General features: G+C 59.4%; 26 protein-coding genes and 2 pseudogenes. 12 read left to right on the plus strand and 16 right to left on the minus strand.

Features of this window, described 5'->3' with window-relative positions; translation table 11 throughout:
• Window position 1 precedes the first annotated feature (1 nt).
• The 4 genes from rbbA to ACSSV3_RS13725 form a co-directional block, all read right to left on the minus strand.
• Window positions 2-2752, minus strand: coding sequence for a ribosome-associated ATPase/putative transporter RbbA (gene rbbA, locus ACSSV3_RS13710; protein ID WP_354326755.1), 2751 nt, complete (start codon window positions 2750-2752; stop codon window positions 2-4).
• Between the two features lie 5 nt (window positions 2753-2757).
• Complete coding sequence (locus ACSSV3_RS13715; protein WP_046902779.1) at window positions 2758-3834, minus strand: HlyD family secretion protein; 1077 nt, start codon at window positions 3832-3834, stop codon at window positions 2758-2760.
• On the minus strand, window positions 3831-5321 hold the full coding sequence (locus tag ACSSV3_RS13720) for an efflux transporter outer membrane subunit (RefSeq protein ID WP_082347800.1): 1491 nt from the start codon (window positions 5319-5321) through the stop codon (window positions 3831-3833). The genes ACSSV3_RS13715 and ACSSV3_RS13720 overlap by 4 nt, the downstream gene beginning before the upstream one ends.
• A gap of 164 nt (window positions 5322-5485) precedes the next feature.
• Window positions 5486-5833 carry a hypothetical protein gene (locus ACSSV3_RS13725; protein WP_354326753.1) on the minus strand — a complete coding sequence of 116 codons (348 nt, stop codon included), beginning with the start codon at window positions 5831-5833 and terminating at the stop codon, window positions 5486-5488.
• Window positions 5834-6328: 495 nt separating this feature from the next.
• Here ACSSV3_RS13725 and ACSSV3_RS13730 point away from each other — a divergent pair, with 495 nt between their 5' ends.
• Genes ACSSV3_RS13730 through ACSSV3_RS13755 form a run of 6 tightly spaced genes read left to right on the plus strand, consistent with a single transcriptional unit; the run spans window position 6329 to window position 13390 of the window.
• The gene (locus ACSSV3_RS13730) at window positions 6329-6988 is read left to right on the plus strand and encodes a TetR/AcrR family transcriptional regulator (RefSeq protein WP_354326751.1); all 660 of its coding nucleotides are present in this window, start codon (window positions 6329-6331) and stop codon (window positions 6986-6988) included.
• 60 nt (window positions 6989-7048) lie between these two features.
• Window positions 7049-8803 (plus strand): PHA/PHB synthase family protein, encoded by a 1755-nt coding sequence (locus ACSSV3_RS13735; RefSeq protein ID WP_046902781.1) that lies wholly within the window; start codon window positions 7049-7051, stop codon window positions 8801-8803.
• A gap of 3 nt (window positions 8804-8806) precedes the next feature.
• A complete protein-coding gene (locus ACSSV3_RS13740; protein WP_046902782.1) occupies window positions 8807-10228 on the plus strand; it encodes a bifunctional enoyl-CoA hydratase/phosphate acetyltransferase in 1422 nt (473 codons plus the stop codon).
• Window positions 10225-11415 carry an acetate/propionate family kinase gene (locus ACSSV3_RS13745; protein ID WP_046902783.1) on the plus strand — a complete coding sequence of 397 codons (1191 nt, stop codon included), beginning with the start codon at window positions 10225-10227 and terminating at the stop codon, window positions 11413-11415. The genes ACSSV3_RS13740 and ACSSV3_RS13745 overlap by 4 nt, the downstream gene beginning before the upstream one ends.
• The gene (gene fabI, locus ACSSV3_RS13750; protein ID WP_046902784.1) at window positions 11412-12185 is read left to right on the plus strand and encodes an enoyl-ACP reductase FabI; all 774 of its coding nucleotides are present in this window, start codon (window positions 11412-11414) and stop codon (window positions 12183-12185) included. Before ACSSV3_RS13745 ends, fabI begins: the two co-directional genes overlap by 4 nt.
• Entirely contained in the window at window positions 12182-13390 is a 1209-nt protein-coding gene (locus tag ACSSV3_RS13755; RefSeq protein WP_046902785.1) for a phospholipase A, read from the plus strand. The genes fabI and ACSSV3_RS13755 overlap by 4 nt, the downstream gene beginning before the upstream one ends.
• A gap of 98 nt (window positions 13391-13488) precedes the next feature.
• On the opposite strand, the gene ACSSV3_RS13760 is transcribed toward ACSSV3_RS13755, so the two are convergent.
• The gene (locus ACSSV3_RS13760) at window positions 13489-13911 is read right to left on the minus strand and encodes a DUF2147 domain-containing protein (RefSeq protein ID WP_235980313.1); all 423 of its coding nucleotides are present in this window, start codon (window positions 13909-13911) and stop codon (window positions 13489-13491) included.
• A 248-nt stretch (window positions 13912-14159) separates the two neighbouring features.
• On the minus strand, window positions 14160-14315 hold the full coding sequence (locus tag ACSSV3_RS13765) for a hypothetical protein (protein ID WP_354326748.1): 156 nt from the start codon (window positions 14313-14315) through the stop codon (window positions 14160-14162).
• A 267-nt stretch (window positions 14316-14582) separates the two neighbouring features.
• On the opposite strand from ACSSV3_RS13765, the gene ACSSV3_RS13770 reads away from it, so the two are divergent.
• The 3 genes from ACSSV3_RS13770 (at window position 14583) to ACSSV3_RS13780 (ending at window position 16637) form a co-directional block, all read left to right on the plus strand.
• Window positions 14583-15131 (plus strand): HdeD family acid-resistance protein, encoded by a 549-nt coding sequence (locus ACSSV3_RS13770; RefSeq protein WP_046902788.1) that lies wholly within the window; start codon window positions 14583-14585, stop codon window positions 15129-15131.
• Window positions 15132-15260: 129 nt separating this feature from the next.
• Window positions 15261-15963, plus strand: a protein-coding gene (locus ACSSV3_RS13775; protein WP_354326744.1) for an IS5 family transposase whose coding sequence is annotated in 2 segments (ribosomal slippage) — window positions 15261-15595 and window positions 15594-15963 — 705 coding nt in all. Because the reading frame shifts where the segments join, the coding sequence is not laid out codon by codon here.
• 44 nt (window positions 15964-16007) lie between these two features.
• Entirely contained in the window at window positions 16008-16637 is a 630-nt protein-coding gene (locus ACSSV3_RS13780; RefSeq protein WP_354326743.1) for a hypothetical protein, read from the plus strand.
• 191 nt (window positions 16638-16828) lie between these two features.
• Here the strand turns inward: ACSSV3_RS13780 and ACSSV3_RS13785 are convergent, their stop codons facing one another.
• The 7 genes from ACSSV3_RS13785 to ACSSV3_RS13815 form a co-directional block, all read right to left on the minus strand.
• Window positions 16829-17341: a hypothetical protein gene (locus tag ACSSV3_RS13785; protein WP_230281964.1), complete on the minus strand. Its 513-nt coding sequence runs from the start codon at window positions 17339-17341 to the stop codon at window positions 16829-16831.
• Entirely contained in the window at window positions 17305-18810 is a 1506-nt protein-coding gene (locus tag ACSSV3_RS13790; protein WP_119083547.1) for an acetyl-CoA hydrolase/transferase family protein, read from the minus strand. The genes ACSSV3_RS13785 and ACSSV3_RS13790 overlap by 37 nt, the downstream gene beginning before the upstream one ends.
• Window positions 18811-18898: 88 nt before the next feature.
• Window positions 18899-19138, minus strand: a complete 240-nt coding sequence (locus ACSSV3_RS13795; RefSeq protein WP_230281466.1) for a hypothetical protein — start codon at window positions 19136-19138, stop codon at window positions 18899-18901.
• A gap of 27 nt (window positions 19139-19165) precedes the next feature.
• Entirely contained in the window at window positions 19166-19477 is a 312-nt protein-coding gene (locus ACSSV3_RS13800; protein WP_231958709.1) for a DUF302 domain-containing protein, read from the minus strand.
• A gap of 121 nt (window positions 19478-19598) precedes the next feature.
• Complete coding sequence (locus ACSSV3_RS13805; RefSeq protein WP_119083549.1) at window positions 19599-20024, minus strand: OsmC family protein; 426 nt, start codon at window positions 20022-20024, stop codon at window positions 19599-19601.
• Window positions 20025-20148: 124 nt separating this feature from the next.
• Window positions 20149-20805 (minus strand): DUF924 family protein, encoded by a 657-nt coding sequence (locus ACSSV3_RS13810; RefSeq protein WP_119083550.1) that lies wholly within the window; start codon window positions 20803-20805, stop codon window positions 20149-20151.
• Window positions 20806-20825: 20 nt separating this feature from the next.
• Window positions 20826-21152 (minus strand): TraR/DksA family transcriptional regulator, encoded by a 327-nt coding sequence (locus ACSSV3_RS13815; protein ID WP_119083551.1) that lies wholly within the window; start codon window positions 21150-21152, stop codon window positions 20826-20828.
• Between the two features lie 260 nt (window positions 21153-21412).
• Here ACSSV3_RS13815 and ACSSV3_RS13820 point away from each other — a divergent pair, with 260 nt between their 5' ends.
• Entirely contained in the window at window positions 21413-21655 is a 243-nt protein-coding gene (locus tag ACSSV3_RS13820) for a YdcH family protein (protein WP_088473117.1), read from the plus strand.
• 135 nt (window positions 21656-21790) lie between these two features.
• Here the strand turns inward: ACSSV3_RS13820 and ACSSV3_RS13825 are convergent, their stop codons facing one another.
• From ACSSV3_RS13825 to ACSSV3_RS13835, 3 genes and pseudogenes are all read right to left on the minus strand, one after another.
• Window positions 21791-22192 carry a cytochrome c family protein gene (locus ACSSV3_RS13825; RefSeq protein ID WP_172593097.1) on the minus strand — a complete coding sequence of 134 codons (402 nt, stop codon included), beginning with the start codon at window positions 22190-22192 and terminating at the stop codon, window positions 21791-21793.
• A gap of 142 nt (window positions 22193-22334) precedes the next feature.
• Window positions 22335-22499: pseudogene (locus ACSSV3_RS13830) on the minus strand (peroxidase family protein); the annotation flags it as partial.
• A 35-nt stretch (window positions 22500-22534) separates the two neighbouring features.
• Window positions 22535-22801 carry a hypothetical protein gene (locus ACSSV3_RS13835; protein ID WP_172593098.1) on the minus strand — a complete coding sequence of 89 codons (267 nt, stop codon included), beginning with the start codon at window positions 22799-22801 and terminating at the stop codon, window positions 22535-22537.
• Window positions 22802-22865: 64 nt separating this feature from the next.
• Here ACSSV3_RS13835 and ACSSV3_RS13840 point away from each other — a divergent pair.
• Window positions 22866-23069 (plus strand): annotated as a pseudogene (locus tag ACSSV3_RS13840) (acetyl-CoA hydrolase/transferase C-terminal domain-containing protein); the annotation flags it as partial.
• Between the two features lie 31 nt (window positions 23070-23100).
• Window positions 23101-25914, plus strand: coding sequence for a cation-translocating P-type ATPase (locus ACSSV3_RS13845; protein ID WP_119083553.1), 2814 nt, complete (start codon window positions 23101-23103; stop codon window positions 25912-25914).

Here is a 25914-nt window from a genome sequence, read left to right on the forward strand (position 1 = left end):
GCTACTGCTCCTGCTTGCGCAACAGCGCAATCGCGACACCGATGATGACCGGGATTGCCAGCATCAGCGGCCAGAATGATCCCGCCAGATCGCCGAAACCCAGTGCCTTGTTGAATACCCCTCGGCTGATCGTGAACATATGGCTGGCCGGATAGAATTCACCGATGATACGGCCCGTACCCTCCAATGAGGAGACTGGATCGAGCATGCCCCCGTAGGTAACCGTGGGAATCAGCGTGCCGATCATCGCCAGGAACATCGCGGCGATCTGGCTTTTCGTGACGGCCGAAGCCAACAGCCCCATACCCGTGGCGATAACGCAGAAAAGCAATGCGGCCACCACCAGAGTCAACACGCTACCTGTGATGGGCACGTCGAACAGAAACACACCCAACAGCACCATGACCGTGAAATTCAGCATCGCAAGTCCGACATAAGGCAATTGCTTGCCCAGCAGGAATTCCGTTCGCGTGACCGGCGTAACATAAAGATTGATGATCGAGCCCGTTTCCTTTTCGCGCACCACGGCAAGCGCTGCGAGCATCGCGGGCAACATCAGAAGCAGCATTGGAATGACGACCGGCACCATCGCTGGCAGGCTCTTGACGTCGGGATTGTAACGGAAGCGGTTCTCGACCGATACCGACGAAGCGGTCGTCATGCCGGCCATGCGCATTTGCTCGGAGAGCCAGAGCTGATGCATGCCCTGGATATAACCCTGCACGGTTTCCGCACGAGACGGCATCGCGCCATCGAACCAGGCGCCAATGGCTACCGGCGCGCCACGCATTACATCCCGCCCGAAGCCGGGTGGAATCTCGATTGCAAGCGCTAGTTCGCCGCTGCGCATCCGCTTGTCGAGGTCGTCATAATCGGTGATCGGGCGTCGTTCGATGAAATACGGAGACCCGGAAATGTCAAGCTGATAGCTTTGACTCATCGCACTCTGGTCGCGGTCGAGCACGGCGTACCGTAAATCGTTTACGTCCATGCTGATGCCGTATCCCATCACGAGCAGCAGGATGACAGAACCTGCAATCGCCAGTGTACCACGGACGGGGTCGCGTCGCAGTTCAAGCGTTTCACGCCAGACGTAACTGAACAGCCTTTGAAGGCTGAACCGGCGTCTCGCAGGAGGTTGATCGTGAACTGGCTCGGCCTGTGCCTGGAGTTCAGGGATGTCCTCCGCTGGCGCCCCGCCTTCTCCGGCAGCCTCGAGCAGATAACCGATGAAGGCATCCTCGAGCGACTTCGCGCCCCGCTTTTCGACAAGCTTTGCGGGCGCGTCGCTGTCGAGTACCTTGCCTGCGTGCATCATCGACATGCGATCGCAGCGTTCGGCCTCGTTCATGAAGTGGGTGGAGATGAATATTGTCACCCGGTCGCGCCGCGACAGTTCGACAAGCAGGCGCCAGAATGAATCGCGCGCGACCGGATCCACGCCCGACGTTGGCTCATCGAGGATCAGTAGCTCCGGGTTGTGAACCATAGCCACGGCAAGACTAAGTCGTTGGCGAATGCCCAGCGGCAGACGCTCGGGCAATTCCTCCATCTCTGACTCAAGGCCAAAGCGGCCGGCGATCTCGACAACACGTCTGGCGATCTCTTCAGCCGGAACGTGGAACAAGCGCGCATGGAGTTCCAGATTCTGCCGCACCGTCAACTCGCCATAAAGCGAGAAGGACTGGCTCATATAGCCCACCCGGCGGCGTGTAGCGATGTCGCGCGGGTCCACCTCGTGGCCAAACAGCCAGGCCTGCCCTTCCGTTGCGGGGAGCAGGCCTGTCAGCATCTTCATCGTCGTCGACTTGCCGCAGCCATTGGATCCGAGAAAACCGAAAATCTCGCCGCGGCGGATGCGGAACGAAACATGGTCGACCGCAACGAAGTCCCCGAAACGCATGGTCAGCCCTTGCGCCTCGATGGCAATGTCATTCTCCTCGACATCGAGCGGCGGAATGACCACCGGTGCGTGGCCATCTTTGCGCTCTTCGGGCAGAAGTTCGGCGAAAGCGGCGTCAAGATCGTTGCAGCCCGTGCGCTCGAGCAGCTGGGCAGGTGTGCCGGTGGCTAGGATCGCGCCATCGTCCATCGCTACCAGCCAATCGAAGCGTTGCGCCTCGTCCATATAGGCGGTGGCGACGATTACGCTCATGCCGGGGCGCTGTTTGCGGATGCGCGCGATGAGATCCCAGAATTGCGCGCGCGCCAACGGATCGACGCCGGTCGTGGGTTCGTCGAGGATGAGCAGGTCCGGATCGTGGATCAGCGCACAGCATAGACCCAGCTTCTGCTTCATTCCGCCCGAAAGCTTACCCGCCGGACGCGACAGGAAGGTTTTAAGGCCGGTACTGCGCGTCAGGTCATCGATGCGCCGGCGTCGCTCGCCCGCGTCGTGACCGAACAGGCGAGCGAAGAACTGGAGGTTCTCTTCGACCGAAAGCGTTGGATACAGGTTCTTGCCCAAGCCCTGCGGCATATAGGCGATGCGCGGACAGACATTCTCACGATGGCGTCTGTCGGCCATATCGCCGCCCAGCACTTCCACCGCCCCGCCCTGCACGGCCCGCGCGCCGGCGACGAGAGAGAGAAGACTCGACTTGCCGACCCCGTCAGGGCCGATCAGGCCGATCATCCGTCCTGAAGCGATCTCGAAATCGATGCCGCGCAGGGCTTCCGCCTTGCCGTAGTGCAGATGCACTCCGGCAAGGCGGACGACCGGCGGTCCGCTCGGGGGCTGGGCTGTCGCCACCGGTCTTATTCCTTAACGAGGTTGCTGAGATTTGCGGGCCAGTCGGCTTTCGGATCAATTCTGACATAGGCCATGCCCGGAAGGCCAGTCTTTACGATATCGAGATGGCGCTGCAACAGGGCCGGATCGATCCGCGCGCGCACGCGGAACATCAGCTTCTGACGCTCACTTTCCGTCTCCACCGTCTTGGGCGTGAACTGGGCGACATCGGCAACGAAGCTGATCTTCGCAGGGATCACGATATTGGACGCTGCATCGAGAACGAGGCGCACCTCGCTGCCGATACGCACCTTGCCCGCCGCCGTCTCAGGCAGGAAAAAAGTCATGTAAACGTCCGTCAGGTCGACAAGGTTCATGACGCGTCCACCGCTTGCCACCACCTCGCCCGGTTGTGCAACACGGTACTGGATGCGACCAGAACGGGGCGCGCGAAGATCACTGTCCGCGATATCCGCCTTGATACGCACGATCGTAGCCCTGACGGCATCGACATTTGAGCGTGCGCCGATGACCTGGCTGCGTGATGCGGCGATGCTGGCGTCGACCGCCGCCAGCTGAGCTCGAGCCGCTTCGACGGTGGCCGCTGCGCCCTCAACCGAAGCCAGATTGTCATCCCGCTCCTGAACCGCCGTAGCGCCTTCGCGCGCCAGAGTTTCAGACCGTCCATAACGCTTGCGCGCGGCATTGAGTTCAGCCTCTCGCTGGCGGACTGTCGCCATGGCGGAGGCGCGCTCGCTTTGACGCTGGCTGACCTGGGTTTCGGCTATCTGGACATTGTTGATAGCCTGGGCGAGCTGGGCTTCGGCTTCGGCCAACTGGGCGCGCATGGTCTCGGTATCCATATGGGCGACAACATCACCCGCTTTGACCAGTTGTCCCTCTTCGGCGACGATGTCGCGGATACGCCCAGCGGTCTTGGCGGCAATGTCGATCTCGACCGCCTCGATGCGCCCGTTGCCGCTGGCGATACCTTCCGGAAGTTCCGCCGGCTTGAGCAGCAGATAGAGTGCTATGCCTGCCGCGATAATGGCCACGGCGATCCCGCCCAGGACAAGCCTGCTTTTGCTCTTGGCCTGCGTCATTGCGTCTGTCCCCTATCGCTTTCTGTCGAGTTCGTCTGGAAGGTCTGATCGGCTACGAAGCCGCCGCCAAGCGCCGAATAGAGCGCGACGATGCTGGAAATTTCAGCGCGCCGCAGCTGGACCAGCGCCTGTTCGGCATCGAACAGATCGCGCTGGGCATCGAGCACTTCGAGATAGGCGGAGCGACCGTTGTCAAAACGTAGCTGAGCAAGGCGCGCGCGCTCGCGCTGCGCGCCCAGCATGTCACGGGTAGTTTCGATCTGCTTTTGCAGCTGGCGCCGCTGAACCAGCGCATCGGACACATCCCGAAAACCGGTCTGGATCGCCTGCTCATATTCGGCAACGGCGCGCACCTCGCGCGCTTTTGCGACGTCAAGGTTGCCCTTCAAGCGCCCGGCATTGAATAGTGGTAGCCTCAAGCTGGGCGTAAAGCTCCATGCTTCACTGCCGCTTGAGAACAGACCATCCAGTTGATCGCTCATGGTGCCATAGGCGCCAGTCAATGAGATATTTGGCAGAAACGCTGCGCGTGCGGCACCGATATTGGCGTTGGCGGCACGAAGCCCATATTCCGCGGCCAGGATATCAGGGCGATAGAGCAGCAATTCCGATGGTAGCCCAGGCGGAAGGACCAGGCCTTCAGGCGCCTCGGCGAGAGATAGGTGTCCGGGCGCGATGCCAATCGAATGACCGACAAGAAGCGCCAAGGCGTTACGGTTGACCGCGCGATCCTGCTCCAGTCCATAGAGGGTCGTGCGGGCCTGGGCGAGCAGGGTCTGCGCCTGCATCATGTCAAGTTTCGAGCCGGAGCCCACTTCATAACGTCGCCGCATGATCCGCAGCGATTCCTCACGCGTGGAGATCGAGTTGCGGGCAAGGGCTATGCGTTCTTCATATTCGCGCTCCAGGAGGTAACCGTTCGCCACCTGTGCCACCAGTCCGGAGGCAACCGACCTGCGCGCCTCCTCTGTTGCCAGATACTGCCAGCGCGCGGCATCGCGCAAATTGCGCAAACGGCCCCAAAAATCGATTTCCCAGCTTGCGCTCAACTGCGCGCTGATCTGCTCGGAACTGACCATTGTCGCCCCAGCTCCGGGAATATTGGCTAAAGTGCGCCCACGGCTATAGCCACTCACGGCGTCAAGCTGCGGATAGAGCGCAGCCCCTTCGATCCGCCAGGCGGCCCGCGCTTCGGACACACGGCTTGCCGCAATACGAATATCCCGATTATTTTCGAGCGCTTCGCCAATCAGCCGCTGAAGTTCAGGCTCGCGAAAAAATTCGCGCCAGCTCGTTCTGGCGATCGATCCGCCCGACGCATCAGGCGCATCATATGCAGTAGGTACCGGCATGGCCGGCGCGACATAATCGGGCGTGAACGAGCAGGCCGACGTACCGAGGAGCAAAAACGCGGCGAGCAAAAGCCGCCGCCTTTTCACGGCGATGCCCGGCCCTTTCCCATAGGGCCATTCCCGAGATTGCAACATTGGTACACCGTCCCTCGTCAACCCAACCAGGCAAGCAGTCCGCGTTACCACAACGCTGGCCACTTGCGACGACTGGTCGTCAAATTTTAGTTTGCCGCCGGAGCCTTGGCTTTGGAGCCCGGACGGCATCCGCAGGAGCGGCAACGGCATCGCCCCCCTGGAAGTCACCGCGTCCAGACATCGAAAACTCTACGAGCCCGCTGCTGCGCTTCCTCTATCGAGAATGCGGCCCCGACGGCATCTCGCCATTCCGCAACCGCAGCGCTTACATCCGCCAGCGACGCCTGTCGGTTTTGCTCTACCTCCATAACAATTTCCGGCCATTGCGACAGCAATGGGAATTGAAACGGGGACACCTGCGGTGCGGCACCTGCCTGCGTAAATACCGCAAGACCTTGGGACGCAATTTTCGCCTGTCGCTGCGCGGCTACGCGGGCGACCTCGAACAAGGCCTGCCCCAGTTTTTGATTGGCACTTACAAGCGAAGTCATTTGATCAAATGGATAGCTCATCCGAAAACTTTCCTGACTGAAACGATAGGCATATCTGGAGAATGATCGCCCAAGGAAGAAATCAAAGTCACCCGTTAACCATATACTACCCGCTATTCATGGTAGGAACGGATCCTGCAAAAAAAGCAGCTAGCGCCGAAGTAAGGCAGACCACGGCCTGAGCAATTTCTTCGGGCCCTCCTCGCCGGCCAACCGGAATGGAAGATATTATCTTCGCGCGCACAGCGTCAGGCACAGTAGCCACCATGGCAAACCGAGACCACATCGCAGCCGACTGCCTTCAAAGCTTTTGCAATTGCGGTGCCAATGCCGCGCGTAGCGCCAGTGACGAGTGCCAAACTAGACATAAAAATCCATATTCTCAGCTCGACTTTAACTCCGGAACAGATTTTTCTGTTCGCGAAGAATCATATGTATACGCACGAGTATACCTTCGCTTATGATTGAGGTCCAGCGGATGCGAATCGCATTCCTAAAAAAGGAGATTTTGCGATCATGCCTGACCGCACTCCCAATGCTGCGCCCCATGCCCGTACCGGTCGACCAACAGTGACGGCCGGCAAGCGGCTTGGCGCTCATATTCTGGAGGTCGCCAGCAAGAATTTCCTTCAGCATGGGTACGAAGGCGCGAACATGGATGAAATCGCAACAGACGCTCAAGTTACGAAGCGGACACTATATCGGCGATACGGATCGAAGATCGGCCTATTCGGGGCTGTCATTGACCATGAACGGACCTGCTTTATCGAAGCGCTGGTTGTCCAGACGGAAGGAACCAGCGTTCGTGAGCGCATTTCGGTTGCTGCCCAAAACATCCTAGATGGATTTTTAACGCCGAAAGTGATCGGCTTTGACAGGCTTAAGGCGGAAATTGAAAGACTTGTCCCCGATTATTCGGACAATGCACTGCAGATTGTAACAAGCCATTGGGTCGATATCATACGCGAGACGCTCTTGGCCGATCCGGAAACTGCAAAATACGATAACGATGAGATCGAAGACATTGCTTCGTTACTGCTGGACACGCTCGTGCTCGCGCCACGTATGCGTATTCGTATGCTTAAAGTTCTCGATAACACGCCTGCAGCCAAGTCAGCCCATATTGACCAAGCACTGGACTTGCTTGCGGCAGGGATACCCTCCCTGCGCCGGTAGTCGGGACCTGCGCGCCCGCCCCTCTCGATTTAAGATACACGATCAGGATGCAAGAATCTCATGGTAGATAGAGACCCGCAGCATAGCGATCCCCTGGACGGTTTCGCCCAGACTTTGGACCGTATGGCCGCTTCTTCAATCGCTCAAGCAACCAGCGGATTGTCACCTGCTACCCTCTTCATGGCAATATCCGATTGGGCCATTCACATGGCGAGTTCTCCGGGCAAACAGCTTCAGCTTTCTGCAAAAGCAGCGCGCAAATCTGCCCGGCTGCTCGACTACGCGGTACGAAAAGCCCGTGATCCTGACGCCGCGCCCGCAATCGAGCCTTTGCCGCAGGATCATCGCTTCGTCGATCAAGCCTGGCAGAAGCCCCCCTTCAACCTTATCGCCCAGTCTTTCCTGCTTAATCAGCAGTGGTGGCATGCGGCGACGAGCGGTATCGATGGCGTCTCACGCCATCATGAGGATATTGTGAATTTTGTGGCGCGCCAGTTTCTCGACTATTTTTCGCCCAGCAATTTTATCGCTACCAATCCCGTTCTTCTCAAGCGCATCGCCGATACCGGAGGGCAATGCCTGGCGGACGGCGCCGCCCATTGGCTCGAAGATATGCAGCGCCAGTTCCGCGGCGAACCGCCAGTCGGCACCGAGGCTTTCAAACCCGGTGAAACCGTGGCGACCGCCAAGGGCAAAGTCGTCTTCCGCAACCAGCTGGTCGAACTTATCCAGTATGAACCGACAACAGACAAGGTGCGACCGGAGCCCGTGCTGATCGTACCTGCATGGATCATGAAATATTATATTCTGGATCTGTCGCCGGGAAATTCGATGGTCAAATGGCTGACTGCGCAGGGTTATACCGTCTTCATCCTGTCCTGGCACAATCCCGGAACGCAAGATCGCGACCTTGATCTCGATGCCTATCGCCGCCTTGGTCCAATGGCGGCGCTCGACGCCATCACTACCATTACCGGTGCGAGCAAGATTCACGCGGCTGGCTACTGCCTGGGCGGTACGTTGCTCTCAATCACTGCAGCCGCAATGGCGCGCGATCATGACGAACGCCTGGCCAGCGTCACCCTTTTGGCGGCACAGACGGAGTTCAGTGAACCGGGCGAGCTTGGTCTCTTTATCGATGAAGCGCAGTTGCACATCCTCAAGAACATGATGTGGAGCAAGGGCTTTCTCGACAGCAGCCAAATGGGCGGCGCCTTCCAGATATTACGGTCGAACGATCTGGTCTGGTCGCATGTACTTGGAACCTATCTGATGGGCGAGCGCGACGAGATGATCGACCTGATGGCGTGGAATGCCGACGGGACCCGCATGCCCTATGCGATGCATAGTGAATATCTGACACGGCTTTTCCTCAACGACGAGCTTGCCGAGGGGAAATATACGGTCGAAGGGCGCAATATCACCTTGTCCGCTATCCGCGCGCCGTTCTTTGTAGTCGGTACCGAACGCGACCATGTCGCGCCATGGAAATCGGTACACAAGATTCATATGCTGACAGGCGCGGAAGTGACGTTTGTTTTGACGAGTGGTGGCCACAATGCGGGCATAGTTTCTGAACCCGGCCACAAGAACCGGCGCTATGAAGTACTGACCCGCCCGGCTGATGGCCCCGCCTATGACGCGGACGAATGGCGCGATGGCGCCCAGAAGAAGCAGGGTAGTTGGTGGACCGAATGGGACGCATGGCTGGATGCGCGTTCCGGAGAGCCGATCACGCCCCCCGCCATGGGTGCCGCAGATAAGGGGTATGCCCCCATTGCCGACGCTCCCGGTCATTATGTGCTGGAGAAATAAGACGTGTCCGGCACTGACATGATCGAAAATCGTACCTTCGACGAGATTACTGTCGGCGAAACCGCCAGTATGACCCGCACTCTCTCGCAAAAGGATATTCAGCTATTCGCATTGGTTTCCGGTGATGTGAATCCGGCCCATCTGGATGCAGACTTTGCCGAGGGCGACTTTTTTCGCCGGATCATAGCTCATGGCATGTGGGGTGGCGGTCTGATTTCAGCAGTATTGGGAACCGAACTGCCGGGGCCTGGAACCATCTACCTGGGTCAGTCGCTGCGCTTCAAACGTCCGGTCGGCATTGGTGATATCATCACGGCATCCGTGACAGTCACGGAAAAGCGGCCCGACAAACATATCCTCCTGCTCGACTGCCGCTGCGAGAACCAGGCCGGCGAGACCGTTATCACGGGCCAGGCCGAAGTTATGGCGCCGACGACGAAGATCAGCCGGCAGCGCGTGGCTTTGCCGGAAATCCGGCTGTCGGATCATGGCGCCTATCACCGGCTGATTGAAACGGCTTCGAATGCTTTCGTTCCCACTGCCATCGCCCATCCCTGCACTGCGGCTGCACTTCTTGCGGCAGTGGAAGCGGCTGAGGCCGGACTGATCGAGCCAATACTGGTCGGCCCGGAAACCCGCATTCGCAACGCGGCAGAAGAAGCCGGCAAGGACATCTCCGCATTCCGCATCGTTCCGACTGCTCATAGCCACGATTCCGCCGCCAAAGCGGTCGAACTTGTGCGGTCGGGCGAAGCGGCACTGCTGATGAAGGGATCACTTCACACAGACGAACTGATGGCTGCCGTGGTCAGTCGCAGTTCGGGGTTGAGGACCGAGCGGCGCATCAGCCACGCCTATATCATGGATGTCTCTGGCCATCCCGAACCGCTCATCATCACGGATGCGGCGATCAACATCGCGCCCACACTGATCGAGAAAGCCGACATCATCCGCAACGCGATCGACCTTGCCCATGTCATCGGGCTGGCAGAACCGCGCGTCGCAATTCTTTCCGCGGTGGAAACGGTCAACCCCGCCATGCCGACCACGCTTGACGCAGCCGCATTGTGCAAGATGGCCGACCGGGGACAGATTACGGGCGCCCTGCTCGACGGCCCGCTGGCCTTCGACAATGCGATCAGCGAAGCGGCGGCGCGGGAAAAGGGCATCGTATCCTCCGTCGCCGGAAAGGCGCAGATTCTCGTCGTGCCCGATCTGGAAGCTGGCAACATGCTGGCCAAGCAGCTCACCTTCCTTGGCGGAGCGGATGCGGCAGGCGTGGTTCTGGGTGCGCGCGTTCCCATCATCCTCACCAGCCGGGCTGACAGTCTGCGGACGCGGCTCGCCTCCTGCGCGGTCGCGACCCTGCTTGCGCGCGCAGCGACCAACGCAGCCCCGGGCCTTCCACAAGGCTCCGCCGCATGAAGGCGATTGTCAGCCTCAATTCCGGCTCGTCCAGCATCAAGTTCGCCCTCTACGTCCTCGACGCGGATCGTGCCCCCTCCCTCTCGGCTGCCGGTAAAATCGAGCGCATTGGCATTTCCCCGCACCTCACGATCCGGGATACGTCGGGCGAGACGCTGGTCGTACAGGACTGGCGGGACCAACATGGCCTTACGCATGCCGACCTGCTCGCCTGGCTGTTCGACTGGGCAATCTCCCATCTGGACGGGCGCGAGGTGATCGCCATAGGCCATCGCATCGTTCATGGCGGTGTCGATTTCGCCGTCCCCTGCCTGATCGACGATCTTGTGCTGGACGAACTTGAAAGGCTCTGTCCGCTGGCGCCGCTGCACCAGCCCCACAATCTGGCCGCAGTCCGGGCGATTACCGCGCTCGCACCAGACCTGCCGCAGGTCGCCTGCTTCGACACGGCCTTTCACCATGACCGGCCAGAACTCGCCACGCGCTTCGCCATCCCGCGCGCATTCCACGATCAGGGGATCAGACGCTATGGCTTCCATGGCCTGTCCTATGAATATATTTCCCGTCGCCTCGCAACGATCGATCCGGCGCTTGCGGCCGGTCGCGTGATCGTCGCGCATCTGGGCAACGGCGCATCGCTGTGCGCCATGGCCGATGGCAGGAGCGTGGACACCAGCATGGGCTTTACCGCGCTGGACGGCCTGATGATGGGCACACGCTGCGGCACGATCGATCCAGGCGTGGTACTGCACCTTCAAACACAGATGCGAATGAGCCCGCAGGAAGTTGAAACTCTTCTGTACAACAAGTCGGGCCTGCTGGGCGTATCGGGCATTTCGAGCGATATGCGCGCCCTGTCCGAGAGTGGCGCACCCGAAGCGCAGGATGCGATCGACCTGTTTACCTGGCGGGTAGCGCGGGAGGCAGGCGCTCTCGTCAGCATCCTCGGCGGGGTGGATGGAATCGTCTTCACGGCCGGGATTGGCGAAAACCATGCCGATGTGCGATCGCGCATCTGCCGCAGACTCGAATGGCTGGGCATCAGGCTGCAGGCGCATGGCAATATGTCCAATGACACCATCATTAGCCATCCCGACAGCAAGGTAAAGGCATTGGTCATTCCGACCGATGAAGAGCGCATGATTGCCCTTCACACCCTCTCGGTTCTATTTGGAGTAGCGCAATGAACCCTCTGGTAGACCTGCGCGGCAAGCGCGGCCTCGTCATCGGCGTCGCAAACGAACATAGCATCGCTACTGGCTGCGCCGACGCCTTCGCCCAATGCGGCGCGCGCCTGGCCGTGACCTATGTGAACGAGAAGGCTAGGAGCTGGGTCGCGCCTGTTGCCGAAAAGCTTGGCGCCGAGTGGAGCGCGCCTTGCGACGTGCGTGAACCGGGGCAACTGGAAGCCCTGTTCGAAGAGGTGCGGGAGCGCTGGGGCGGGCTCGACTTTCTGCTTCACTCCATCGCCTTCGCGCCAAAGGAAGACCTGCACGGCCGCGTAGTCGACAGCTCGGCAGAAGGTTTTGCCATGGCGATGGACGTGTCCTGCCACAGCTTCCTGCGCATGGCAAAACTGGCCGAGCCGTTGATGAATGAGGGCGGCTGCCTGCTGTGCGTCACCTTCTATGGCTCGGAGCGGGTAATCGAACATTACAACCTGATGGGGCCGGTCAAGGCAGCGTTGGAAAGTGCGACCCGCTATGTGGCGGCTGAACTCGGTCCCAAGGGCATCCGCGCCCATGCGATCTCGCCCGGCCCGATCGCCACACGCGCGGCCAGCGGGATCGATCGGTTCGACGAACTGCTCGATCGGGCAGCCGCGCAGGCTTCGCAAGGGCAACTGGTGGATATTGGCGACGTGGGTTCCCTTGCCGCCTTCCTTGTCAGCGATGCGGCCAGACGCATAACCGGCACCGTCATTCCCGTCGACAATGGACTGCATCTCCACGCATGAAACACCTGCCCAACTTTCCCGCCGCCCTGCTGGCTGCATCCGTCCTCCTGCCCTTTCAGGCGCAGGCCAGGGAAGATGTCGAAATATTGATCAGGAATGTTGATGAGCGTGATGCCAATGGCTTTGCCCTTGTTGATATCCGCCTTCTGAATTCCGATGATGCAGCGCAAACGGTCCCCCTGCCCGACCGGATCGAGGCGCGAGTGACGCTGCCTGGCGGCACACACAGCGTCTGGCTCGACCGTGGGCCGACCGTTCCCGCACAAGTGATCGTGGCCGCCCATGGCTTTGCCTGCGCGCAGTACCGAGTTTCCGATGCATCGGTAAACCAGGGCGCGTTGCTCTCTGTTCCGGCATGGGGTCGCCAGCAGATCGCTCTTTCCGCACGTCATGGGCTTATGCCAGACCAGCCCGGCGAACAGGCGCAAGCAACCGTGCCGGTGCCGCCCCCTACGCCATCCGCCGCCGATCGTTCAGTCGGCAATGCCTTTATAGACAATCTCTCGCCTTATGAGCCGATCTATGCCGTCTATGGCCCTGGAACCAACAGCGAGGCCCGTATCCAGCTGAGTTTCAAGTATCAGCTTTTCGGCAGCCGGCTGCGGGAAGACCAGCCTGCCTCCCTCAAGGATGGCCTCTATTTCGCTTATACCCAGCGTATGTTCTGGGATCTGGGCGCGGACTCCTCACCCTTTCGCAATATCGATTTCCAGCCCGAAATCTTCTACCTTGCACAGCCCAAGGCCCTATCCGATACAGCGACTCTCAGTGGGCAGGTGGGCCTGCGTCATGAATCCAATGGCCGAGATGGCGATGCATCGCGCAGCATCAACATGGTCTATGTGACGCCCATGGCGGCATTTTCGCTAGGCGGTGATTGGCGGCTGACTGCCGCACCACGTTTCTGGCTCTATGTCGGCGACCGCTCCGATAATCGCGATATCCGCCGATATCGGGGCAATAGCGGCTTCTTTATGGAAGTTGCGGAAGTTAATGGACTGCGCCTCTCCACCTCCACCCGGTTCAACTTCGGGAGTGGCAAGGGAGCAGTGTCAGCCGATATTTCCTATCCATTGCGCCGCATTCTGGGCGACGGCCCCGACTTTTATCTCTTTGGCCAAAGCTTCCACGGCTATGGCGAAAATCTTCTCGATTATAACAAACGCGCCACGCGCCTACGCATCGGTGTGGCCCTTGTTCGATAAAAAACGTGATTTAGCCCTCTGGATGCCGAAGTCGTCCTCGAATTAAAATCCCATTATCTCGGAAGCGACCTGCAGGTGAGACGGGTGGCCAGGGCACGTCAGCGCGAAGAGTGAGATTCGGCAACCCGGTACCACTGCTGGGACCGACAGCCCAACTTGCCGAGCAGGCATCCCTTGGCTTCCAACCGGTTGGCATCGACGACACGAATAGTACCGGTAAAAGTCCGGCCAATGTCCGGTACAAAGACTTGGCCGCGCCAGACACCTGGCCGCTCCTCTACAAAATCACGAAACAACTGCGATCCCACCAGCGGATTCTGACTGCCTTTGCGTGCATCTGCTTTCGCCTTCTCACTGGCCCAGACAACAACGCCGCACATTCGGTCCCCACAACGTTCTGCACGGATATGTACGCTGTTCTTTGGATTTCTCCACACATCGAATGACGATTCCTGGGCCGTGGCTGCCACATGCCCGGACCCCGCCATCACGACCGCGATAGCGAAAACCTTGAGCCACATACGGTTCATCCGCAGACCGACTATAGCGTGTTCAGTTGGCGGCCCGGGGGACTTAATAGCGCAAGATGCTAGTCCACAGATAAGGCGTAATACGCTGAACATGGCTTCCCTCGAGTTTTACCTGCGCCCGATCGACTGCTTCGAAATGGCGATCGGGATTGTCGGTATAATTCGCGCTGAGACTACCGGGTACTGACCTGATCCGGTACCCGCGTCTCTACCGCATGTACTTGGTCGTGGGCCTGCGGTCATCGTCGCACCGTATCCGCCACCAGAACCCCATCCACCATCGCAAACTGCATCACCGCAGCAAAGCCCCCGGAGTTTCGGCAGTCAATCGCCGCGATCTGCGTGTTTTGTAGTGCGAACCGGATCACCGCGAAAGTCGCAGCGTCGGCGTCCACGACAAATGACGCGAACAACGCCTCGGGGGTTGGAAGGTTACATTCGCTTCCTGAATGCCCGCCATCAACCGAACGCTCAGCCAAGTCCCCATGCAATTTCGTCTGTTTCCCGTTCCATTGCAGGCTAGAATAGGCAAGCCTCATTGACAAGCACGGCAAGACAATCTCGCATCGGCAGACTAATAAGGACCAATCCACCTCATTGCACCTGCTTGCCCAAAGCGATAGATACATGCGTTGGATAGGCAGACAGATAGGACCGATTGCATGACCGAGAATGACAACGGCGCCGTTCGTCCCACGACAGGCTGGGGCTGGGTTCTAGCTTATGGCATAGTTGTCATTCTGGTCGGGCTTCTGGCCCTTTCCAATCCGCTCGCCACTGGCGTGGCGACCGGTTTTCTGATCGGCACACTGCTGATTGTTTACGGCGCTTTCGCAACATTTGCCAGCCTATCGTATTTGTCCGGCCGCGCGCGCTGGATCGAACTCATTTTGGGCATTATGGGCCTTCTGGCCGGGGCAGTCACAATCTTCAACCCGTTTGCCGGCGCTCTCTCACTGGTGATGCTGATAGGCGCCTGGCTGCTCATCAGCGGAATCCTTGAGGCCATCAGTGCATTCCGGAGCGAGCATGACTGGGGCTGGCGGCTGCTGCTCGGCATTTTGGATCTTGTGCTGGGCGGACTGATTCTGTTCAGCGGCCCTGCGACTGGCCTGATCTTCCTCGCCTTTTGCGTCGGAATCAGCTTTCTGATCCGGGGCGTCTTTCTCTTTATCCTGGCTTTGGGATTGCGGCGACTTGCGCGCATTTGAGCTCGATACCCCGTCTCCACAAATATATGCTGCTGGTCTTCCAAGGGCTTTGCGGGCTAGGTGGTAAACTCATAAACTGGCTTGCGAGATGTAGATTGGATTGATTCAAGGCATTTGAAGGAGCCTTGGATGAGCCGTCGCAGATTTGAGCTTACGGATTTCGAGTGGTCGGTGATCGAGCCGTTGTTGCCGAACAAGGTGCGCGGTGTTCCGCGTGTTGATGATCGTCGGGTGATCAATGGGATATTGTGGCGGTTTCGCACAGGCAGCCCCTGGGCGGATATCCCGGAGCGCTATGGGCCATACACGACGTGCTACAACCGTTTCGTGCGTTGGCGCAAAGCTGGCGTATGGGACCGGCTTCTGTCCTCCGTCAGCGCCGCTTTCGATGGCGAACTGGTCATGATCGACAGTTCCTCGATCCGGGTCCACCAGCATGGTGCGACCCTAAAAAGGGGGCCCCAATCGCTGCATGGGACGTTCCCGGGGCGGCCTGACTACCAAGATCCATGCGCTGGTTGATGGCCGGGGTTTACCGGTCGGCCTGCATCTGTCGGAAGGACAAGCCAGCGATTGCCGCAAGGCTATCCGCGCACGGATCGAAAGCAACGGCGGCTTCGCCAACATCCCGGCAAAGCGTAATCGACGAAAGGGCTTCGCCTTCAGCGCCTTCCTCTACCGCTATCGCAACCTGATCGAGCGCTTCTTCGGAAAACTCAAACACACCAGAGGCTTGGCGACACGCTACGACAAACGCGCCGATAACTTCCTCGCTGCCATTAAGCTCTTCTCAGCACGGTTATGGATCGCAACTAATGAGTCTACGGCCTAGAATGGGCCTATGAACATTCAAGCTTAATCTTTTTAGGGCGAATTATGAGCGAGAAGCATCCATACGACGTTGAAGTTCTTGAAATATTCAAAGATCCAAAGAACAGGCTAGAAGGCAAGAAACATGTTCTGATTGAGCACGTGATGTCGACGGGGGAATACTACCTTGGTGCACATAAAGATGAAGTGCTCATTATTTTTGCCGGATATGATGAAAAGAACAAAGTCATACGTGCTTCGGAGAGATCGCGTACACAATATCCACCCCAATATTTTGTCAAACACATCCAAGATGCCAAGGGGCGTTGGGAAGGATGGAGTGACACGAAAAAATATACAGTCTTTGTAGGCACTGTTGACAAGATCATTAAACCTGAGGATAGGAAAAATACAGCAATTGTCTTTAAAGATGTTTCTCTTGTCTCAGGCTCGCTTGAAGGAGAATCAACAGATCATTTGAACGTAAGCTTTCAATATGACACCCGCTGTGCAGATTTGTACAATGAACAAAATCGATATGTTGTACTTGTATCAAAACAGTATAAACCGCTGGACGGGTGGGAAAATGGAAAACAAAAAAGCGCATTCAAGAATTTTTATAATCCTGGATGCAATTATTTTCAGCCATATGATTTCGATATCATAGAAAAAATGCGTAACACACGAGACAAATAATCACCGCGTTTTGATCTAAGCCGTTGATTTTAAAAGAAAAACTTGGTAGCGGAGGAGGGACGCATAAATTTCTCTTATAATGTTGATATAGATATATCATTTTTTACTTTTCGAGAAAAATACCCCCACCGATACCCCCGCAGAAGCGATGCGATGAACCGTTACGATTGCACGACGAATCGGCGAAAAGCCTACAGTCTCTCATCGGACAATTCGCGGAGCACCTGAATGGATAGAGCCGCCAAAGGACTGGATCGCACGAAACCTGGCGCGGTTTGGGGCGGCACGTCATGGATTATGTCGGATCGCTCTTCGTCGTGCGAGAACTCGTCGCCGCGTTTCTGTTCGAACGTCGCGAGCCTTGCCTCACCGTCGATCGCGACCAGTTTGGATCGAAAGTTCAGATGCGCACCGTAGCGTTCGACGTGTTCCATCAGCGCGCGCACATAAATCGGCACGCCGAGCAGCACAGCACCGACCGTGTGGAACCGCACGTCGATGTCCTTGAGGACCCAAACCTGATCCTGCCATGGATCAACGGTTGCATTGTCATCCTGAATGAGACGCCCACTGGTCAGGATGATAGCCCGCACGAGCCTGGTTTCAGGCGTTCGAAACCCCGCCGGTAGCGCATTTCGGCTTGCGGTCACAGACTGATGCCCTGCAATCACATGTGGCCGGTGGCGATAAAGTTCTGATGCCAAGCCAGCGCCTCGCTTAGCAACGAAGGGGAATGCTTGCCGAAGGAATCGCGCAGTGCGCGCTCGTAATAGTCGGCCAGCCTGTCGCGATAGCGCGGGTGGACACAGGTCTCGATGATCAGGCAGGCGCGCTGCCTGGGCGCCAGTCCGCGCAGATCGGCAAGCCCCTGTTCGGTCACGATCACCTGCACGTCCTGGTTGATGTGATCGACGTGGCTGACCTGCGGCACGATCGTCGATATCGCCCCTCCCTTGGCCGTCGAAGGAGCCATGAAGATCGAGATATAGGCATTGCGGGCAAAGTCGCCCGAACCGCCGATGCCGTTCTGGATCGCCGAGCCCATGACGTGGGTGGAATTGACGTTGCCGTAGATGTCCGCCTCGATCATCCCGTTCATCGCGATGCAGCCCAGACGGCGGATCAGTTCGGGGTGATTGCTGATTTCCTGGGGGCGCAGGATAATCCGCTCGCGGTAGCGGTCCATGTCGGCATTCAGCGCATGCGCCGCCTCGGGGCTCAGCGAGAATGCCGTCGAGGATGCCATGCGCAGCTTACCCGAGGTGAGCAGGTCCAGCATTCCGTCCTGTAAGACCTCTGTATAGGCGGTCATGTTCTCGAACGGACTGTCGATCAGGCCGGTCAGCACGGCGTTGGCGATATTGCCGACGCCCGATTGTAGCGGTAGCAGATTTTCCGGCAGCCGCCCCTGCGCGACTTCATGCGCGAAGAATTCCATCAGGTGGCCAGCGATCCGCTGGGCGCAATCGTCGGCTGGCTTGAACGGCAGGTTGCGATCGGGCGTGTCGGTTTCGACAATAGCGACAACCCTGGCCGGATCGCAGCGGAAGGTGGGCTGGCCGATCCGGTCATCGGCGCGAACCAGAGGGATCGGCATGCGGTGCGGCGGCAGGGCCGTACCGTAATAGATGTCGTGCATCCCCTCCAGCGCCGGGTTCTGCCAGCGATTGACCTCGAGGATGACCTGCCCCGCCCGGTCCAGCCAGGTCTTGTTGTTCCCTACCGACGAGGCGGGGACCAGCGAGCCATCAGGCAGGATCGCCGTCACTTCGACAAGCGCCGTGTCCAGCGGACCGAAGAATCCCTGCCAGGCCATTGGCGCCACCTGGCTCAGATGCATGTCGAAATAGTTCATCTCGCCGCGATTGATCTGCTCGCGAGCAATCGGATCGGAATTGTAGGGCAAACGAAAATCGATGCCCTTGGCCTTGGCGAGTGCGCCGTCCAGTTCAGGCCCGGTCGAGGCGCCGGTCCACACGCTGATCGCGAACGGATCGCCGGCCGCGTGTGCCGCCTCGATCCGCCGCGCCAGCGCCTGCGGCACCGCCTTGGGATAGCCCGCGCCGGTAAAACCGCTCATTCCCACGGTCGTGCCCGGCGCGATCAGCGCCGCGGCCGCCTCGGCGTCCATCACCCGGGACTGGAGCAATGGATGGGCAATTCGTGAGGTCATCAATCTTGGGTCTCCATCGGGCCTGTCGGATTTAAGGGTGCCAATAGGGCCAACTTGGCATGGATCTGTGTAGACCTTGAATTGGAGCTCAGAGCGCGCTCTTCAATCGCTCATAGGAGGCGCGCAGTTCCTCGGCCAGCACCTCGATCGCCGACTTGATGTTCTGCCCGCTGTCATGAAGGCGCGCTTCGGCCACGAAATGGTTCCATTTGGTTTCGGCTTCCTGCCATTCCTGCTGGGCTTCCATGCTGCCCAGATGGGCCTGCACCTTGGCCTCATCGCGCAACGTGGCGAGTTCCGGCTTCAGATTTTCCAATGCGCTCATCATCTTCCTCCTGTGCTGATTTTCGCTGGTCTAAATTTCAGATTGCCGCAGCCGGTCGATCGCGCGCGCGAGCTTTTCCCGAACCGTGCTGGCGGCTTTGACCAGTTCAGGATTGCTGATCGCCTGCATCGACGCCACCGGGTCAATTGCCGCGACTTCAACTTCGTCCGAACCTGACTGCTGCACGATGACATTGCAGGGCAGCATCAGGCCGACCTTGTCTTCCAGCTGCAGCGCCTCGTGTGCCAATGTCGGATTGCAGGCGCCAAGGATCGTATAGGGGCGGAAGTCGACGTCGATCTTGGATTTGAGGGTCTGCTGGATATCGATCCAGCTGATCACGCCGAACCCCTCCGTCTTCAGCGCAGCCTCTGCGCGCGCTGGCGTCATCGAAGGGGACCTTCAACCTGGCGGAAATATAGTAGCTCATCGCCTGCCTTCTCCTGTCGGGGTGCGGGTTTCGTCAGCTTGCCGCAACCGTAGTGATCACCGGCGTGCCCTCCAGCGTGCGCTGCACCGGGCAGCGGGACGCCACCGAGATCAACTTTTCCCGCTGCTCATCGGACAGGTCCTCGCCAATGACACGGATCGTCTTGGCGAAATGGTCCGTCTTCGCCGACTTCCCCTCGACCGTGCCCTTGGCATGCGTAAGGGTGACTTCCACGCGTTCGAGCGGCCAGTTCTGCTGACGGGCATACCAACGCACCGTCATGGCCGTGCATTCGCCCAGTGCTGCCAGCAACAGGTCGTAGGGCGCCGGTCCCAGGTCCCCGCCACCCTGTTCGACGGGCTCATCGCCGATGAGGTGATGGCCGGACACGTCGATGCTGACGGCAAAAGCACTTTCACCGGTCTCGACGATGTGCGCTGTTGTCGTGCCTGTACTCAAAGAACGTCTCCCCTCATGCCGTGGCCATGCTGGGACCATAACAGGTCATTTCTCGACCTGTCTGACAAAATGCCACTTGCTTGGCGTGAGGGTTGCCGGGGTCGAGAACAGTGCGGGCCTGCCGTCACAGGCGTTCTGGTTGAAATGCGCGCAGGTGCGGAAAATCCCCCTTTTGCAGGTATGCCTTTTCCGCAGGCGTCGATTGCCTATCGAGGATTTGATTGCGGTGCGGGTGGCGGCCAAACGCAGCAATCACCTGGCGCACGTCTTCTGCCTGTTTCACCAGGGAACGATAAATCGGCTGCAAATGATCCGGGGCGCTTGACGCAATTTCTACCCGCAGGCGGATCAGAAGGTCGATCCGCTCGAGGTGGTCGTGGCCTTCGCAGTGACCGAGTGGCTGGGTGAAGGCGATCTTGAACCACGGCGTATCGAGAGCTTCATAGTGGTCAGTTGCCAACCCCGTCAGCGCCAGTTTCAGGGCGGCGGCATCCTGCGCGAATGCCCGCGTCGTGCCCCGCCAGAGTGACCGTGAAAACTGATCCAGCAGGATAATGAGCGAAAGTCGTCCCTCCGGATCGCCTGCCCAGTGATCGAGCCCGCCTTTCGCCCCACGGGTCGTCAGTTCTGGAAACCGGGCGACGATCGACTCGTCGGCGCCTCCCTGCATGCGCCAGAACCAATGCTTGCGATGAGTCTCTGCGTCCACATCCTTGCTGCGCCCTTCCGGAAACCAGAAGTCCAGAACGTCGTGCCACGGCTGAGCAGGGGTTTCGATCATGCGCTTTCAATCGGACGATATCATTGCTCGCTGCTTGCGCAGGAAATGCAGAGTGCGGCTTCCGGGCGCGCCTCAAGACGCTTGGGAGCGATGGCATCGCCGCAGCGAACACATTCGCCGTAGGTGCCATTTTCGATGCGTAACAAGGCGCGGTTGACCGACGCGATTTCGCGCGCGACCAGCGCGGCCTGCGCTTCGAGAGAGGCGTCATCCTCCATCTCGACCGCCTGTTCGGACGAGTCGGGGTTCAAGGGTTCCGCCAGATCCTGAGCGAGGCGCTGCTGCCGGCCTGCGAGTTCGGTGAGTTGTTGCGAAAGGCGTGCTCGGGCGGCGTCGGCATTCGGCATGGACAATAATCCTTTCAAGTCTCCAGCCCTTTGGTAGCAAGTGCCGCCGCTGCCTGACAACGAGAAGTCCTTCGGCGCAAAGCCGGCAGGCAAAGATTGGTTGTTTTATGCCGGCCTGCAGGATTTCTTCCGGCCTTCAAGCGACGTCGACAGTTGTGCTCGCCATCCCTAGGGTTAAAGAACGGCCAGTTCCGGCGCGGCGCGAGGGAATCTTCCAGCCGCATTTGAGACTGGGCCGTGATTGCGATTGGAGAATGTGAATGTCGAATACCCCCCACACTCTGGGCGATGAATTTCCTGACCAGATGGACCAGATCCACGCTCTGAAGGTGTCGAACACCCGGTTCGCCAAGCTCCTGGTGGACTATGACGCAGTTAACGACGAGATCCATCGCGCGGAAACCAACATCGCGCCGGTGTCGCAGGATCGCGAAACCGAACTGCGCAAACAGCGCCTCGCGCTCAAGGACCAGATTGCCCAGGCTCTTACCGAAAACGCCTGACCGGGATCGCGTGTTTGCCTCCTGCTCCCTCTAATTCAGCGTTGTGGGAGGCAATACCGATCAGAGCATAGCAGTACCGTGCCGGCAACCAATTGGACATGGTTCCTGCCCGTAACCACTGCGGTCTATCCCATGTCAGATCGGTGGTACGTAATCGCTTCGCTGCAATGATATCATGTAGGCAGCAAGGTTATCGATCTGGTCGGGATCGATGGCAAAGTTCATCACATCGGGAAAATTGTGTGATTTCTGCAGCCAGGGCTTGATCGTCGCGCCGGTCAGGCCTGGCGTGTTGACGACAGATTCAAAGGTCGGGGCATCAACGTTCGGGGAGTATCGTCGTCCGGCGCTCACAGCATGGCAACCGGAACAATGCTGTTGCGCAAATGCCAGCCCCCTGGCCTCAGCAGATTCTCGGATTGAGCCGGCACCTTCCGCAGTCGTGGCGGGGTTTGGTGCCCCTGCCTTGGGTATCATCTCGGGCGTGCACGCCGTTGTGAACAGCAAAAGAATGGTGAGACCTGGAAATTTACACATGGTCGCGACCTACCCCGATCACCATGCGGGGTCCAACTTCGAATGCGTGAAAGTCCCCCGACCACTCGCCCGCGGATATTCCGCAAGCGAGCAGTCGGGGATCAGGCTCGAGCGGTCGCCCGATGACTCGGGTAGCGATCGCTTAGCGGCGATCGCTCTCCATCACTTTCGTCCAGACCCTCACGAAATGATCCGCGAACATCTGCTTTGCGTCATCCGAAGCATAGACCTCGGCGACAGCCCGCAACTCTGAATTGGAACCGAAAACGAGATCAACCGGCGTTGCTGTCCACTTGGCAGCGCCCGTACCTGCGCACGGTCAAAATCGATTGAGCGCGAACCTCATTTGAATTTTTTTAACAGCGGGATCGGTTCGCGCCGGTCCCGCTTTTTGCTATGTAGGGAGACAATATGCTGCTCGAAAAAATCAAGACGCCCGGTCTGTCCCACTTGTCCTACCTCATCGGCTCTGGCGGCAAGGCCGCGGTGATCGATCCACGTCGCGACTGCGAATGCTACCTTGAACTGGCGCGCGCGGAGGGGCTGGAAATCACGCACATATGCTCGGAGGATGCCGAAGGCATGGATGAGAGGCAGCGGCGGTGGCAAGCATTCTTGAATGCTGCCAATGTGGTCTCGGTCAACCAACCTTCCCTGCTACAACCGACTAAACCTTGCCGACCTTCGCGGCTTGAGTCCCAGGCAGCGCGCACCGGTCATCATCGCGAACTGCGCCCATCCGGACTACCGGCCGGCGTTGGCCGACTATCTCGCGCGAGCACGCAAGGATTCCTATGGCCAGCAATCGCCCAGGCTGCTCAAGGAGGCACTGTCTTGGCACCAGCGCTTCATCGCGACGAGCACGATTCTGGCTTAGCGCGCTTGCGTAACCAGAGACGAGAGAGCGCATGGCCGATCCGACCGAGTTGATCGACCTCGACGATCCATCCACCGGATCGCCGGAGGAAGCCGCTTCCGCGCTGGGCGTCGATCCTGCAAAGGGATTGTCCGCGCATGATGCGAGCGAGCGACTGGCCCGCTTTGGCTCCAACGAACTACGGACGGTAAAGGGGCCGCCGCTGTGGCGCCGTATTCTTGCGCAGTTCCGGGATCCGCTGGTCTACCTCCTCCTCGCAGCGATTGCGGTGACGCTTGCGATCTGGCTCATCGAGGGGGAGCGGGAGTGGCCTGTCGACGCCTTGGTCATCGCGATTGTCATCCTGCTTAACGCGGTTTTGGGCTTCGTCGAAGAGAGCAAGGCAGCAAGCGCGGTAGCGGCACTTGCGAAGATGACAGCGGTGACCTCGTCGGTAATGCGTGACGGTCGCAGGCAGCGGATACCCGCTAGAGAACTGGTGCCTGGCGACGTGCTGCTGCTCGAGGAGGGCGACGCAGTCGGTGCGGATGCGAGGTTGATCCTGGCGGCCTCGCTGCGCGTTCAGGAGGCATCGCTCACCGGCGAAAGCGAAGCGGTCGCAAAGGATGCGGCCACCCTGCCCGCTCCGGCGGCCCTCGCCGACCGGACTTCGATGGTCTTCAAAGGCACCGCGGTCGCACAGGGCACCGGCCGCGCAATCGTCACCGCCATCGGTATGCGAACCGAGATGGGCCGCATCGCCACCATGCTCGACGAGACACGCGAAGAGGCTACGCCGCTACAGCGCGAAGTGGCTCGGCTGGGGCGGATCCTCGGCACAAGCGTGGTGATCATCGCGGCAGTTGTCATGGCGACGCTGATTATCGTCCAACCGGTCGAGACGCCGAACGACATCGCAACTGTCCTGCTCCTGGGCGTCTCGCTTGCGGTCGCCGCCGTGCCGGAGGGACTGCCGGCGATCTTGTCGCTCGTCCTAGCTCTCGGGGTTCAGCGAATGGCGGCGCACAACGCCGTGGTGAAGAAGCTTTCCTCGGTCGAAACCCTGGGTTCGGCGACGGTCATCTGTTCCGACAAGACAGGTACGCTTACCCGCTCGCAGATGACCATCCAGCGCGTCATCACGGCTTCGGGCGAAAGCCGGGTGACGGGCACGGGCTACTCGCCGCACGGCACTTTCGAGGCGCAAGGCAGTGCATCGCTCGATGACGCGCTGAGGGCGGAGCATATCGTCGTGCTGAGCGGCGGCAGCCTTGCCGGCAACGCCGGTCTTCGCATGCTAGCCGACGGGACCTGGGCCATCGATGGCGATCCGACCGAGGCGGCCTTCCTGGTTGCCGAAAAGAAGTTGGGCGCCGACACCCGACGACAGGCACGGTTCGAACGCACTGCCGAATTGCCCTTCACGTCTGAACGCAAGATGATGTCGACGATCGAGCGCGACCGGGAGCACGGCGGCGAACTCGTGCTGATCGCAAAGGGTGCCCCCGATGTGCTGATGGATCGATGCACGGGCATCCGCGTCGGCATGGACATCCGGCCCTTCGACGACATTGTCCGGGCAAAAGCTCGCGCCGATGTCGAGCGGCTTTCGAATGACGCGCTTCGAACGCTCGCGGTTGCCTATCGTCCGCTTGTTCCCGGCGAAGAGGCAAAGCTGGATGGATCGCTTGAACGCGACCTGATCTTCGTCGGCACGGTGGGCATCATCGATCCTCCGCGCGAAGAGGCCGCCATCGCGATCGCCGAGGCGCAGCGCGCGGGCATTCGTGTCGTCATGATCACCGGCGATCATCCCCGCACTGCTGCCCGGATCGCGGCGCAACTTGGAATAACATCGAATGATGCAAGGGTACTGACCGGGACCGACCTCGATGCGCTGGATGACATGCAGTTGGCCCGCGCGGTTCGCGAGACGCAAGTCTATGCGCGGGTTGCGCCGGTTCACAAGCTGCGGATCGTCGATGCCTTGCAGACAGATGGCGAGATCGTCGCAATGACCGGCGATGGGGTGAACGATGCCCCGGCACTCAAGTCTGCGGACATCGGGATCGCGATGGGCCAGACCGGCACCGAAGTGACGAAAGAGGCCGCGAAGATGATCCTGGCCGACGACAATTTCGCCACGATCGTTGCGGCCGTGCGCGAAGGCCGGGCCATCTTCGACAATATACGCAAGTTCCTGCGCTACCTTCTTTCCTCCAACATGGGCGAAGTGCTGACGGTATTCCTGGGCGTTGTCGGCGCAGGGGTCATCGGCCTCGACGATGCGAGCAATGGTGCTGGTCTGGTCTTGCCATTGCTGGCGACGCAGATCCTGTGGATAAACCTTATTACCGATTCCGGGCCTGCCCTTGCCATGGGGGTCGACCCGGAGATCGGCGACGTGATGGAGCGCCCGCCCCGCCGGCGCAGCTCGCCCACCATTGATGCGCGGATGTGGCGCGATGTGTTGAGTCTCGGGCTGGTGATGGCGCTAGCCGCCCTTGGGACAATCGACATCTATCTGCCAGGCGGTCTGGTTGAGGGCAGCCATGATATAGACCACGCCCGCACCGCCGGCTTCACTACTTTGGTGTTTGCGCAGCTCTTCAATGCGTTCTGCGCACGATCCGACGTGATCAGCGCATTTACCCATTGGTTCGCAAACCGCTGGCTATGGGCTGCGGTTCTCCTGTCAGCCTTGCTGCAGGTAGCGGTAATCCATCTTTCGCCACTGAATGCGGCTTTCGGCACGGTTCCGCTGGCGTTGGATGACTGGCTGATCTGCCTGGCCATGGGTAGTGCGGTCCTGTGGTTCAGTGAAGGGCGCAAGCTGCTTCGCCGACGATCGACCATGTCCCTGTGA

The organism is Porphyrobacter sp. MBR-49 (assembly GCF_053628655.1).

Bases quoted from the DNA above. Each gene is read 5' to 3' on its own strand.
- ACSSV3_RS13720 (WP_082347800.1), bottom strand. From the start codon at position 5,321: ATGTTGCAATCTCGGGAATGGCCCTATGGGAAAGGGCCGGGCATCGCC.
- ACSSV3_RS13760 (WP_235980313.1), bottom strand. From the start codon at position 13,911: ATGTGGCTCAAGGTTTTCGCTATCGCGGTCGTGATGGCGGGGTCCGGG.
- ACSSV3_RS13790 (WP_119083547.1), bottom strand. From the start codon at position 18,810: ATGACCTCACGAATTGCCCATCCATTGCTCCAGTCCCGGGTGATGGAC.
- ACSSV3_RS13755 (WP_046902785.1), top strand. From the start codon at position 12,182: ATGAAACACCTGCCCAACTTTCCCGCCGCCCTGCTGGCTGCATCCGTC.
- ACSSV3_RS13820 (WP_088473117.1), top strand. From the start codon at position 21,413: ATGTCGAATACCCCCCACACTCTGGGCGATGAATTTCCTGACCAGATG.
- ACSSV3_RS13825 (WP_172593097.1), bottom strand. From the start codon at position 22,192: ATGTGTAAATTTCCAGGTCTCACCATTCTTTTGCTGTTCACAACGGCG.
- ACSSV3_RS13725 (WP_354326753.1), bottom strand. From the start codon at position 5,833: ATGAGCTATCCATTTGATCAAATGACTTCGCTTGTAAGTGCCAATCAA.
- ACSSV3_RS13810 (WP_119083550.1), bottom strand. From the start codon at position 20,805: ATGATCGAAACCCCTGCTCAGCCGTGGCACGACGTTCTGGACTTCTGG.
- ACSSV3_RS13745 (WP_046902783.1), top strand. From the start codon at position 10,225: ATGAAGGCGATTGTCAGCCTCAATTCCGGCTCGTCCAGCATCAAGTTC.
- ACSSV3_RS13815 (WP_119083551.1), bottom strand. From the start codon at position 21,152: ATGCCGAATGCCGACGCCGCCCGAGCACGCCTTTCGCAACAACTCACC.
- ACSSV3_RS13735 (WP_046902781.1), top strand. From the start codon at position 7,049: ATGGTAGATAGAGACCCGCAGCATAGCGATCCCCTGGACGGTTTCGCC.
- ACSSV3_RS13730 (WP_354326751.1), top strand. From the start codon at position 6,329: ATGCCTGACCGCACTCCCAATGCTGCGCCCCATGCCCGTACCGGTCGA.
- ACSSV3_RS13845 (WP_119083553.1), top strand. From the start codon at position 23,101: ATGGCCGATCCGACCGAGTTGATCGACCTCGACGATCCATCCACCGGA.
- ACSSV3_RS13795 (WP_230281466.1), bottom strand. From the start codon at position 19,138: ATGATGAGCGCATTGGAAAATCTGAAGCCGGAACTCGCCACGTTGCGC.
- ACSSV3_RS13780 (WP_354326743.1), top strand. From the start codon at position 16,008: ATGAGCGAGAAGCATCCATACGACGTTGAAGTTCTTGAAATATTCAAA.
- ACSSV3_RS13715 (WP_046902779.1), bottom strand. From the start codon at position 3,834: ATGACGCAGGCCAAGAGCAAAAGCAGGCTTGTCCTGGGCGGGATCGCC.
- ACSSV3_RS13770 (WP_046902788.1), top strand. From the start codon at position 14,583: ATGACCGAGAATGACAACGGCGCCGTTCGTCCCACGACAGGCTGGGGC.
- fabI (WP_046902784.1), top strand. From the start codon at position 11,412: ATGAACCCTCTGGTAGACCTGCGCGGCAAGCGCGGCCTCGTCATCGGC.